Raw genomic sequence first — 11,773 nt, 5'->3', positions numbered from 1 at the left:
GGAGGGCGTACGTGACCATCATCGAAGAATCAGCTGATGTCCCGGCGCCCCGTGCCGGTGGCGACGACAGCACCCCGCTGCTCGAAGTCCGTGACCTGCACGTGGAGTTCCACACCCGGGACGGCGTCGCCAAGGCGGTGAACGGGGTCAACTACAGCGTGGCCCCCGGCGAGACGCTGGCGGTGCTCGGCGAGTCCGGCTCCGGCAAGTCCGTCACCGCGCAGGCCATCATGGGCATCCTCGACATGCCCCCCGGCCGGATCCCGCAGGGCGAAATCCTGTTCCAGGGCCGGGACATGCTCACCATGAGCAACGAGGAACGGCGGAAGATCCGCGGCGCCAAGATGGCGATGATCTTCCAGGACGCCCTCTCCTCGCTGAATCCGGTGCTCTCCGTCGGCTATCAGCTCGGTGAGATGTTCCGGGTGCACCAAGGCCTCTCCCGCAAGGAGGCCAAGGCCAAGGCGATCGAGCTGATGGACCGGGTGCGGATCCCGGCGGCGAAGCAGCGGGTGGGCGACTATCCGCATCAGTTCTCGGGCGGTATGCGGCAGCGGATCATGATCGCGATGGCGCTGGCGCTGGAGCCGGATCTGATCATTGCGGACGAGCCGACGACGGCGCTGGACGTGACGGTCCAGGCACAGGTCATGGACCTGCTGGCGGAGCTCCAGCGCGAGTTCAACATGGGTCTGATCCTGATCACCCATGACCTCGGTGTCGTCGCCGACGTCGCCGACAAGATCGCGGTGATGTACGCGGGGCGGATCGTGGAGACGGCTCCGGTGCACGAGCTGTACAAGCGTCCGGCCCACCCCTACACCCGCGGTCTGCTGGACTCGATCCCGCGGCTGGACCAGAAGGGGCAGGACCTCTACGCGATCAAGGGCCTGCCGCCCAACCTGCTGAAGATCCCGTCCGGCTGCGCCTTCAACCCGCGCTGCCCGAAGGCCGAGGACAGCTGCCGCACCGAGGTGCCGGTGCTGCACCAGGTCACCGAGCGGGACGGCGGCGAGCTGGCCGGCCGCGGGAGCGCCTGCCACTTCTGGAAGGAGACGATCCATGGCTGAGATCAAGAAGACCGACGAGGCCGTGGACGCGACCCCGAACGTCACCGAGGTGGTGACGAGCGACGCCTCCACCACCACCGAGGTGGAGGCCGCGATCGCGGCCCCGGTGGAGCGGGGCGAGCCGATCCTCCAGGTGCGCAACCTGGTCAAGCACTTCCCGCTGACCCAGGGCATCCTCTTCAAGCGGCAGGTCGGCGCGGTCAAGGCCGTGGACGGTGTCTCCTTCGACCTCTACCAGGGCGAGACGCTGGGCATCGTCGGCGAGTCCGGCTGCGGCAAGTCCACCGTCGCCAAGCTGCTGATGACCCTGGAGACCGCCACCTCCGGCGAGGTCTTCTACAAGGGCCAGGACATCACCAAGCTGTCGGGGCGGGCGCTGAAGGCGGTGCGGCGGAACATCCAGATGGTGTTCCAGGACCCGTACACCTCGCTCAACCCGCGGATGACCGTCGGTGACATCATCGGCGAGCCCTTCGACATCCACCCGGAGGTGGCTCCGAAGGGTGACCGGCGGCGCAAGGTGCAGGAGCTGCTGGACGTCGTCGGGCTGAACCCGGAGTACATCAACCGGTATCCGCACCAGTTCTCCGGCGGTCAGCGGCAGCGCATCGGCATCGCCCGCGGCCTGGCGCTCAACCCGGAGATCATCATCTGCGACGAGCCGGTCTCGGCGCTGGACGTCTCGGTGCAGGCGCAGGTCATCAACCTGATGGACCGGCTCCAGGAGGAGTTCAACCTCTCCTACCTGTTCATCGCGCACGACCTGTCGATCGTCCGGCACATCTCCGACCGCGTCGGTGTGATGTACCTGGGCCGGATGGCGGAGATCGGGACCGACACCGAGATCTACGACCACCCGACCCACCCGTACACCCAGGCGCTGCTCTCCGCCGTGCCCGTCCCCGATCCGGAGGCGCGCGAGGGCCGGGAGCGGATCATCCTGGCCGGTGACGTGCCGTCCCCGGCCAACCCGCCGTCCGGCTGCCGCTTCCGCACCCGCTGCTGGAAGGCCGAGGAGAAGTGCTCCACGGAGGTGCCGCTGCTCGCGATCCCGGAGCGGTTCGCGGACAGCGACTCCCCGGCCGCCCATGAGTCGGCGTGCCACTTCGCGGAGGAGAAGGACGTGGTGCACGCGGCCTGAGGCCGTCCGCTGCGGATCGTGCGCCCCACGGGACTGCCCGTGGGGCGCACGTCTGTTCCCGGGCCGAAGGGTGCCTCGGGCAGGGCCGTCGCGGATCACCGCAGGCCGCAGCACCGGAACGGCAGTCGCACCGGAACGGCCGCAGCACCGGAACGGCCCGCCCCACCGGACGGCCGCCGCACCGAACCACCGCGGCGCCCCGCCTCGCCCCGGGCCGCTTCCGGAGTCCCCGCCGGCCCCCGCCCACTGACGGGCATTCGGGGGGATCTGGCGCATGATCCGCGTGTAGGGAGTTAGCATAAGTGCACTTTGGGGCAATTTGGGGTGTTATTTGGTCTACGTGAGACCTGGCACTCCAAGGAGGCACCCATGCGCGGAGCCATGTACGCCAAGTGGGCCGCAGGTGCCGTGACCGTCGCCCTCGCCGCGACGGCGTGCGGCAGCGGCGGTGGGGGCAGCGGCACCGACGGTTCCGGAATCGTCAGCTCTTCCTGGGGCGACCCGCAGAACCCGCTCGAGCCGGCCAATACCAACGAGGTCCAGGGCGGCAAGGTCATGGACATGATCTTCCGTGGTCTGAAGAAGTACGACCCCCGGACCGGCGCGGCCCAGAACATGGTGGCCGAGAAGATCGAGACGACCGACTCGCAGAACTTCACCATCACCCTCAACGCCGGCTGGACCTTCAGCAACGGGGAGAAGGTGACCTCGAACTCCTTCGTGGACGCCTGGAACTACGGGGCCCTCATCACGAACAAGCAGAAGAACGCCCCCTTCTTCGGCACCATCGAGGGCTACGACCAGGTCCACCCGGAGTCCGGCGGCCCCACCGCCAAGACGCTCTCCGGGCTGAAGGTGAAGGACGACCGGACGTTCACGGTGAAGCTGAGCCAGAAGTTCTCCACCTGGCCCGACACCCTCGGATACGCGGCGTTCTCCCCACTGCCGAAGACCTTCTTCAGCGACCACTCCGCCTGGCTCAGCCAGCCGGTGGGCAACGGCCCGTACACCATCGACTCGTACACCAAGGGCTCGCAGATGCAGCTGCGCACCTGGAACGAGTACCCCGGCAACGACAAGGCGCGCAACGGCGGTGTGGACCTCAAGGTCTACACCGACAACAACACCGCCTACACCGATCTGCTGGCCGGCAATCTCGACCTGGCCGACGACATCCCGGCCTCGCAGCTCAAGAACGCCCCCAGCGACCTCGGCAGCCGCTATATCAACCAGCCCGCGGGCATCATCCAGACCCTCACCTTCCCCTACTACGACAAGGACTGGGGACCGGGGAAGGAGAAGCTCCGGCTCGGCATCTCCCGGGCCATCAACCGCCCGCAGATCACCGAGCAGATCTTCCAGAAGACCCGCACCCCCGCCACCGACTGGACCTCACCGGTCCTCGGGAAGGACGGCGGCTACCGGGCCGGGCTCTGCGGCGACGCCTGCACGTACGACCCCGCCGCGGCCAAGAAGCTCATTCAGGAGGGCGGCGGCCTCCCCGGCGGCCGGATGACCATCACCACCAACGTCGACACCGGCTCCCACCGGCTGTGGACGGACGCCGTCTGCAACAGCATCAACAACGTGCTGGGCGACGACCAGGCCTGCACGGTCAAGCCCGTCGGCACCTTCGCCGACTACCGCAACCAGGTCACCAGCGGCAAGATGACCGGCCCGTTCCGCGCCGGCTGGCAGATGGACTACCCGCTGATCCAGAACTTCCTCCAGCCGCTCTACTACACCGGCGCCTCCTCCAACGACGGCAAGTTCACCAACAAGGACTTCGACGACCTCGTCGACCAGGCGAACGGCGAGAGCGACACCGCACAGGCCGTCGGCACCTTCCAGGACGCCGAGAAGATCCTCGCCCAGCAGATGCCGGCCATCCCGCTCTGGTACCAGAACGGCAACGGCGGCTACTCGGAGCGCATCAGCAACGTGACGCTCAACCCGTTCAGCGTCCCCGTCTACAACGAGATCCAGGTCACGTGAGGCCCGGCCGCCACCGGGACCGGTGCCCCCGACGGCACCGGTCCCGCGGACCCGCCTCCGCCGGCCCACCACCTGCGGAGCTGCCATGGGCCGCTATGTGATCCGACGGCTGCTCCAGATGATCCCGGTGTTCATCGGCAGCACGTTCCTGATCTTCATCATGGTGTACGCCCTCGGGGACCCGGTCGCGGCCCTCTTCGGCGACAAGGCCCCGGACGCCGCCACCGCCGCGCAGATCCGCAAGGACCTCTACCTCGATCAGCCGCTGTGGAAGCAGTACCTCCACTACATGGGGCAGATCTTCCAGGGCGACTTCGGAACGGCGTTCAACGGACAGCCCGTCACCGAGCTGATGGCCACCGCCCTGCCCGTGACGCTCCGGCTGACCCTGGTCGCGGTGGTCATCGAAATGCTCGTCGGCATCACCCTCGGGGTGCTGAGCGGACTGCGCCGCGGCCGGAGCGTCGACACCACGGTGCTCTTCCTGACCCTGATCGTCATCTCGGTGCCCACCTTCGTCACCGGCTATGTGCTGCAGTTCCTGCTCGGCGTCAAATGGGAGGTCGTCAGCCCGTCGGTGTCGCCCGAGGCGCCGTTCGACGAGCTGATCCTGCCCGGCACCGTCCTCGCCCTGGTCTCGCTGGCCTACGTCACCCGGCTGAGCCGCACCTCGATCGCGGAGAACGTCCGCGCCGACTACGTCCGGACCGCGATCGCCAAGGGACTCCCGCGCCGCCGGGTCATCACCCGGCACCTGCTGCGCAACTCGCTGATCCCGGTCGTCACCTTCATCGGCACGGACATCGGCTTCCTGATGGGCGGGGCGATCGTCACCGAGCGGATCTTCAACATCCACGGGGTCGGCTTCCAGCTCTACCAGGGGATCCTGCGGAACAACTCGCCCACGGTGGTCGGCTTCGTGACCGTACTGGTCATCGTCTTCCTGCTGGCCAACCTGGTCGTCGACGTCCTCTACGGCGTGCTCGACCCGAGGATCCGCTATGCCTGAGCAGCCGTACGACCCGGAGGAAGCCATCGCCCCGACCGGCGTCGGCGGCACGATGGACCTCGCCGTCAGCGAGGCGGAGACCCTGGAAGGCGGCCCCGCGGGCGGACCGGCACCCGTCGGGCCCACCGGCCGGCCCCGCAGCCTCTGGTCCGACGCCTGGCACGAACTGCGTCGCAACCCGGTCTTCATCATCTCCGGCCTGATGATCGTCTTCCTGGTGCTGATCTCCGTGTGGCCGCAGCTCATCGCCGACGGCAACCCGCTCCAGTGCGACCTCGCCAAGTCCCAGCAGGGCTCGGCGCCCGGCCACCCCTTCGGCTTCGACACCCAGGGCTGCGACGTCTACACCCGCACCGTCTACGGAGCCCGCGCCTCCGTCACCGTCGGCGTCTGCGCCACCCTCGGCGCGGCCCTCCTCGGCAGCCTCCTCGGCGGCCTCGGAGGCTACTACGGACGGTGGGGGGACGCCCTGCTCTCCCGCACCGCCGACATCTTCTTCGGCATCCCGGTCGTCCTCGGCGGACTGGTCTTCCTGTCCGTCGTCACCAGCAGCACCGTGTGGCCGGTCGTCGGGTTCATCGTGCTGCTCGGCTGGCCGCAGATCTCCCGGATCGCCCGCGGCGCGGTGCTCACCGCCATCCAGAACGACTACGTCCAGGCGGCCCGGGCCCTCGGCGCGGGCAACGGCCGGATCCTGCTGCGGCACGTCGGGCCGAACGCGGTGGCCCCGGTCATCGTGGTCGCCACCATCGCGCTCGGCACCTACATCTCGCTGGAGGCCACGCTGTCCTTCCTCGGCGTGGGGCTGCGCCCGCCCACCGTCTCCTGGGGCATCGACATCTCCAACGCCGCCCCGCAGATCCGCAACGCACCGCACATGCTGCTCTGGCCGGCCGGCGCCCTGAGCATCACCGTCCTCGCGTTCATCATGCTCGGCGACGCGGTGCGCGACGCCCTCGACCCCAAGCTGCGCTGAGGAGGAGGCCCATGTCCACGCTGCTGGAGGTGCGCGACCTGCGCGTCGAGTTCCGGACCCGGGACGGCGTCGCCCGTGCCGTGAACGGGGTGTCCTGCGAGGTCGACGCCGGGGAGACGCTGGCCGTGCTGGGCGAGTCCGGCTCGGGGAAGTCCGTCACGGCCCAGGCCGTCATGGGCATCCTGGACAGCCCGCCCGGCTTCGTCACCGGTGGCCAGGTGCTCTTCCAGGGGCGGGACCTGCTCACCATGGACCGGGAGGAGCGCCGGAGGATCCGCGGCGCCAGGATGGCGATGATCTTCCAGGACGCGCTCTCCTCGCTGAATCCGGTGCTGTCGGTGGGCTATCAGCTCGGTGAGATGTTCCGGGTGCATCAGGGTCTCTCCCGCAAGGAGGCCAGGGCCAGAGCCGTGGAGTTGATGGACCGGGTGCGGATTCCGGCGGCGAAGCAGCGGGTGGGCGACTATCCGCATCAGTTCTCGGGCGGTATGCGGCAGCGGATCATGATCGCGATGGCGCTGGCGCTGGAGCCGGATCTGATCATTGCGGACGAGCCGACGACGGCGCTGGACGTGACGGTCCAGGCGCAGGTGATGGACCTGCTGGCGGAGCTCCAGCGGGAGTTCACCATGGGTCTGATCCTGATCACCCACGATCTGGGGGTGGTGGCGGATGTCGCCGACAAGATCGCGGTGATGTACGCGGGGCGGATCGTGGAGACGGCTCCGGTGCACGAGCTGTACAAGCGTCCGGCCCACCCGTACACCCGCGGCCTGCTGAACTCGATCCCGCGGCTGGACCAGAAGGGCCAGGACCTCTCCGCGATCAAGGGCCTGCCGCCCAACCTCACCGCCGTTCCGCCCGGCTGCGCCTTCCACCCGCGCTGCCCGCGGGCCCGGGACCTCTGCCGGACCGAGCGGCCCCCGCTGCTGCCGGTCACCGAGCCGGTGGTGCCGATGCCGCAGGCCCGGGCGGGGACCCCGCTGTCGGAGGCCATGGGCGAGGCCGAGGTCCCCGGCCGCACCAGTGCCTGTCACTTCTGGAAGGACGAGCTGCATGCCTGAGCCGATCCTCGAAGTGCGCGACCTCGCCAAGCTCTACCCCCTCACCCGGGGCATCGTCGTCAAGAGGCAGGTGGGCGCGATCCGCGCGGTCGACACCGTCTCCTTCGACCTGATGCGCGGTGAGACCCTCGGCGTCGTGGGGGAGTCGGGCTGCGGCAAGTCGACCCTCGCGAAGCTGCTGGTCAACCTGGAACGGCCGACGTCCGGCCGGATCCGCTTCAAGGGCCAGGACATCACCGAGCTGTCGGGGCGGGCGCTGAAGGCGGTGCGGCGGAACATCCAGATGGTGTTCCAGGACCCGTACACCTCGCTCAACCCGCGGATGACCGTCGGCGACATCATCGGCGAGCCGTACGACATCCACCCGGAGGTGGCTCCGAAGGGTGACCGGCGGCGCAAGGTGCAGGAGCTGCTGGACGTCGTCGGGCTGAACCCGGAGTACATCAACCGGTACCCGCACCAGTTCTCCGGCGGTCAGCGCCAGCGCATCGGCATCGCCCGCGGCCTGGCGCTCAACCCGGAGATCATCATCTGCGACGAACCGGTCTCGGCGCTGGACGTCTCCGTCCAGGCGCAGGTGGTCAACCTGCTGGACCGGCTCCAGGACGAGTTCCGGCTGTCGTACGTGTTCATCGCGCACGACCTCTCCGTGGTCCGGCACATCTCCGACCGGGTGGCCGTGATGTATCTGGGGCGGTTCGCGGAGACCGGCACCGAGGAGCAGATCTACGCGTACCCGACCCACCCGTACACCCAGGCGCTGCTCTCCGCCGTGCCCGTCCCCGATCCGGAGCTGCGGGAGCTGCGGGAGCGCATCCTGCTCTCCGGCGATGTGCCGTCCCCGGCCGACCCGCCGTCCGGCTGCCGCTTCCGCACCCGCTGCTGGAAGGCCCAGGAGATCTGCGCGCTGGAGACGCCGCCGCTGGCGGTGCCGGAGCGGATGGCGGCCGCCGGCGGCCCGGTCGCCCACCCGTCGGCCTGCCACTTCGCGGAGGAGAAACCGGCGGTGGTGCCGACGGGGGCGGGGTAGGAGCCGGGCCTGCGGCTCCGGCAGCCGGCGGGCCGGCCCGGACCCCCGGACCCTCCGGCGCCCGGTGGCCTGATCAGCCCCGTTCCATCCCCTCCTCCATCGCGGCCAGTGCGGGGTCGAGGATGACATCCGCGCCCCGGGCCGCCGTCGTCGGCTCCTCGGGGAAGTGGCACGCCGTCAGGTGTCCCGGGGCGTTCCCCTCGATCCGGACCAGCGGCGGCTGTTCGGCCGCGCACCGCTCCCGGGCCTTCCAGCAGCGGGTGCGGAAGCGGCAGCCGGACGGCGGGCTGATCGGGGAGGGGACGTCGCCCGCCAGCCGGATACGCTCCCGGCCGGTGCGCTCCTCCTCGTCGCCGATCACCGCCTCCGGCACCGCCGACAGCAGGGCGTGGGTGTACGGGTGGCGGGGCCGGGTGTAGAGGGAGTCGCGGTCCCCGGTCTCCACCACCGTCCCCAGGTACATCACGGCCACCCGCTGCGAGACGTGCCGGACCACCGCCAGGTCGTGGGCGATGAAGACGAACGCGATGCCCAGGTCCCGCTGGAGCCGCTGGAGCAGATTGACCACCTGCGCCTGGATGGAGACGTCCAGCGCGGACACCGGCTCGTCGGCCACGATCAGCCTCGGCTCCAGTGCCAGCGCCCGGGCGACGCCGATCCGCTGCCGCTGGCCGCCGGAGAACTCGTGCGGGAAGCGGTTGTAGTGCTCCGGGTTGAGCCCCACCGTCTCCAGGAGCTCGCGCACCCGCCGCTCCCGGCCGCCCGGCGGACGGATGCCGTTGATCTCCATGGGGCCGCGGATGATGGTGCCGACGGTCTGCCGCGGGTTCAGCGACGCGTACGGGTCCTGGAAGATCATCTGGATCTCGGAGCGCACCGGCGCCAGTCCGGCACGGCCGGCGTGGCTGATGTCCCGGCCCCGGTAGATGATCCGGCCCGCGGTCGGCTCCAGCAGCCGGGTCAGCAGCCGCCCGGTGGTGGACTTCCCGCAGCCGGACTCGCCGACCAGGCCGAAGCTCTCGCCCGCGTGGACGGTGAGATCGATGCCGTCCACGGCCTGGACCGCGCCGACCCTCCGGCGGAACGGGAAGCCGCCCTTGACGGGGAAGTGCTTGACCAGGTTCTCCGCGACGAGCAGTGGCTCCCCCGGCGCGGGGGCGGGTGTGGCAGCGGGCGCGGGTGCGCGTGAGGGAGCGGGGACGGGGACGGCCTGTGCGCCCGCCACTTCGCCACCGCGGGTCTCCGCACTCCGCGCACCCCCGCTCCCGCCCCCCTCACGCGGACCGGGAACGTTCGCTTCACTGCTCATGACGGCTCGCCCCCAGCCCGGGCCGGATCTGCCCGGTGAAGATGGTCTGTCGCCGGCCGGCCCCGAGGTGGCAGGCGGCTCCGCGCCCGTCCGGCATGACCGGCCGGTCCTCGGCGCACCGCGGACCACCCGCGCCCGGCGCCCCCCGTGCCGCGTCCACTTCGGAGACGAAGCCGCAGCGCGGGTGGAACGGGCACCCCGCCGGAGGCGCCAGCAGGCTCGGCGGGGCGCCCGGTATCGGCGTCAGCGCCTCCTCCACCGGGGACTCCAGCCGGGGCATGGAGCTCAGCAGCCCCCAGGTGTACGGGTGCTGGGGCGAGCGCAGCACCTCCCGGACGGTGCCGCGCTCCACCGCCCGGCCCGCGTACATCACCAGCAGGTCGTCGGCGGTGTGGGCGACCACGCCCAGATCGTGGGTGATCAGCACGATCGCCGAGCCGAACTCCTGCTGCAGATCCCGCAGCAGGTCCAGGATCTGGGCCTGCACGGTGACGTCCAGTGCGGTCGTCGGCTCGTCCGCGATCAGCAGCTCGGGGTCGCAGACCAGCGCCATCGCGATCATCGCGCGCTGCCGCATGCCCCCGGAGAACTGGTGCGGGTAGTCGTGCACCCGGAGCCGGGCATGCGGAATGCCCACCTTCTCCAGCATCTCGGCCGCGCGCAGCAGCGCCTCCCGCCGGGAGGCCCCGGTGTGCTTGCGGTACGGCTCGGCGATCTGCCGCCCGACGGTGTAGTACGGCGACAGCGCGGTCAGCGAGTCCTGGAAGATCATGGCGACCTTGTTGCCGCGCAGCCGCTCCAGGGTCCGCTCGGTCGCGCCGGTCATCTCCTGGCCGTCCAGCAGGATCTCGCCGCGGATCTCGGTGTGCCGGGGGTCGTGCAGCCCCATCACGGCGAGGTTGGTGACGGACTTCCCCGAGCCGGACTCGCCGACGATGCCCAGGGTGCGGCCCCGTTCCAGGCCGAAGGAGAGCCCGTCGACGGCCTTGACGGTGCCGTCCTCGGTGCCGAAGTGCACATACAGGTCGCGGACGGAGAGGAACGGGCCGGCCGCCGGGGCCGGCGGGGTGGTCTCTGGCGTGGTCGGAAGGGTCACCGTTCTCCCCGGTCTAGGCGAGCCGCACACGCGGGTCGATGTACGCGTAGAGGGCGTCCACGATGATGTTGGCCACCACGATGGCGGTGCAGCTGAACAGCATCACGCCCATGAGCATGGGCAGGTCCTTCTCGGTCACCGAGTTCACCGCGAGCCGGCCGAGGCCGTGCAGCCCGAAGGTGAACTCCGTGATCATCGCGCCGCCGAACAGCGACCCCAGGTCGATGCCGACGATGGTCACGATGGGGGCGAGCGCCCCGCGCCAGGCGTAGCGGAAGAAGACCGTCCGGCGGGACATCCCCTTGGCCCGCGCGGTGCGCACATGCTCCTCGTCCAGCTGCTCGATCATCTGCGAACGGGTCATCCGGCTGTAGTTGGCGACGAAGATGATGGACAGGATCAGCCAGGGCAGCAGCAGCCCGGTGAACCACCGGGCCGGGTCCTCGGTGAGCGGGGTGTACTCGGGGTTGTCGAGCACTCCCCAGGTGTCGACCAGCAGCCACAGCGCGATCACGCCGACGAAGTAGATCTGCAGCGAATTGCCGATCAGCGAGAGCGAGCTGAAGAACTTGTCGGTGACCGTGCCGCGCCGGGCGGCCGCGACCATGCCGATCCCCACCCCCACGACGAGGAAGACGACGGTCCCGCCGACGGTCAGCGACAGGGTGGTGGGGTAGCGGTCGAGGATGGTCTCCCAGACCGGCTGGGAGTCGTTGAACGAGTAGCCCAGACAGGGCGCGTGGCACCGGCCGACCGCGAAGTCGCGGCCCGCGAAGATCCCCGCCAGGTAGTGCCAGAACTGCAGCGGTACCGGCTCGTCGAGACCGAGGTTCCGCTTGATCAGGGCGACCGCCTCGGGGCTGCAGTTCTTGCCGCAGGCCAGCAGGGCCGGCTCGGAGGGCAGGGCGAAGAAGAGAAAGAACGTGATCGCGCTGATCAGGAAGATGATCACCAGGGCGCCGAGGGAACGGCGGACGAGGAATCGCAGCATGGCATCGCGGTCTTCCGGTAGCGCCGCGGCCCCGGCGGAGGCCGGCCGGCGGACGGGGGACGGGGGCCCGGCCGTCCCGCCGCCGGGTGACG

General features: G+C 70.0%; 10 protein-coding genes. 7 read left to right on the top strand and 3 right to left on the bottom strand.

The window, feature by feature from the left end:
- The first annotated feature begins 11 nt into the window (after positions 1 to 11).
- From AC3EQ1_RS11110 to AC3EQ1_RS11080, 7 genes are all read left to right on the top strand, one after another.
- Positions 12 to 1,070, top strand: a complete 1,059-nt coding sequence (locus tag AC3EQ1_RS11110; RefSeq protein WP_432094158.1) for an ABC transporter ATP-binding protein — start codon at positions 12 to 14, stop codon at positions 1,068 to 1,070.
- Entirely contained in the window at positions 1,063 to 2,211 is a 1,149-nt protein-coding gene (locus tag AC3EQ1_RS11105) for an ABC transporter ATP-binding protein (RefSeq protein ID WP_432094157.1), read from the top strand. The genes AC3EQ1_RS11110 and AC3EQ1_RS11105 overlap by 8 nt, the downstream gene beginning before the upstream one ends.
- Before the next feature lie 369 nt (positions 2,212 to 2,580).
- Entirely contained in the window at positions 2,581 to 4,206 is a 1,626-nt protein-coding gene (locus AC3EQ1_RS11100; protein WP_432094156.1) for a peptide ABC transporter substrate-binding protein, read from the top strand.
- 85 nt (positions 4,207 to 4,291) lie between these two features.
- Complete coding sequence (locus AC3EQ1_RS11095; protein ID WP_432094155.1) at positions 4,292 to 5,215, top strand: ABC transporter permease; 924 nt, start codon at positions 4,292 to 4,294, stop codon at positions 5,213 to 5,215.
- Positions 5,208 to 6,191, top strand: a complete 984-nt coding sequence (locus AC3EQ1_RS11090) for an ABC transporter permease (RefSeq protein WP_432094154.1) — start codon at positions 5,208 to 5,210, stop codon at positions 6,189 to 6,191. Before AC3EQ1_RS11095 ends, AC3EQ1_RS11090 begins: the two co-directional genes overlap by 8 nt.
- 11 nt (positions 6,192 to 6,202) lie before the next feature.
- A complete protein-coding gene (locus tag AC3EQ1_RS11085; RefSeq protein ID WP_432094153.1) occupies positions 6,203 to 7,255 on the top strand; it encodes an ABC transporter ATP-binding protein in 1,053 nt (350 codons plus the stop codon).
- Complete coding sequence (locus AC3EQ1_RS11080; RefSeq protein WP_432094152.1) at positions 7,248 to 8,285, top strand: ABC transporter ATP-binding protein; 1,038 nt, start codon at positions 7,248 to 7,250, stop codon at positions 8,283 to 8,285. The genes AC3EQ1_RS11085 and AC3EQ1_RS11080 overlap by 8 nt, the downstream gene beginning before the upstream one ends.
- 73 nt (positions 8,286 to 8,358) lie before the next feature.
- Here the strand turns inward: AC3EQ1_RS11080 and AC3EQ1_RS11075 are convergent, their stop codons facing one another.
- From AC3EQ1_RS11075 to AC3EQ1_RS11065, 3 genes are all read right to left on the bottom strand, one after another.
- Complete coding sequence (locus AC3EQ1_RS11075; protein ID WP_432094151.1) at positions 8,359 to 9,510, bottom strand: ABC transporter ATP-binding protein; 1,152 nt, start codon at positions 9,508 to 9,510, stop codon at positions 8,359 to 8,361.
- Between the two features lie 73 nt (positions 9,511 to 9,583).
- Positions 9,584 to 10,690 (bottom strand): ABC transporter ATP-binding protein, encoded by a 1,107-nt coding sequence (locus AC3EQ1_RS11070; RefSeq protein ID WP_432094150.1) that lies wholly within the window; start codon positions 10,688 to 10,690, stop codon positions 9,584 to 9,586.
- A gap of 13 nt (positions 10,691 to 10,703) precedes the next feature.
- A complete protein-coding gene (locus AC3EQ1_RS11065; RefSeq protein ID WP_432094149.1) occupies positions 10,704 to 11,681 on the bottom strand; it encodes an ABC transporter permease in 978 nt (325 codons plus the stop codon).
- Between the last annotated feature and the right edge of the window lie 92 nt (positions 11,682 to 11,773).

The organism is Streptomyces sp. bgisy100 (assembly GCF_057709105.1).
This window is presented reverse-complemented; position numbering and strand designations above follow the sequence as displayed.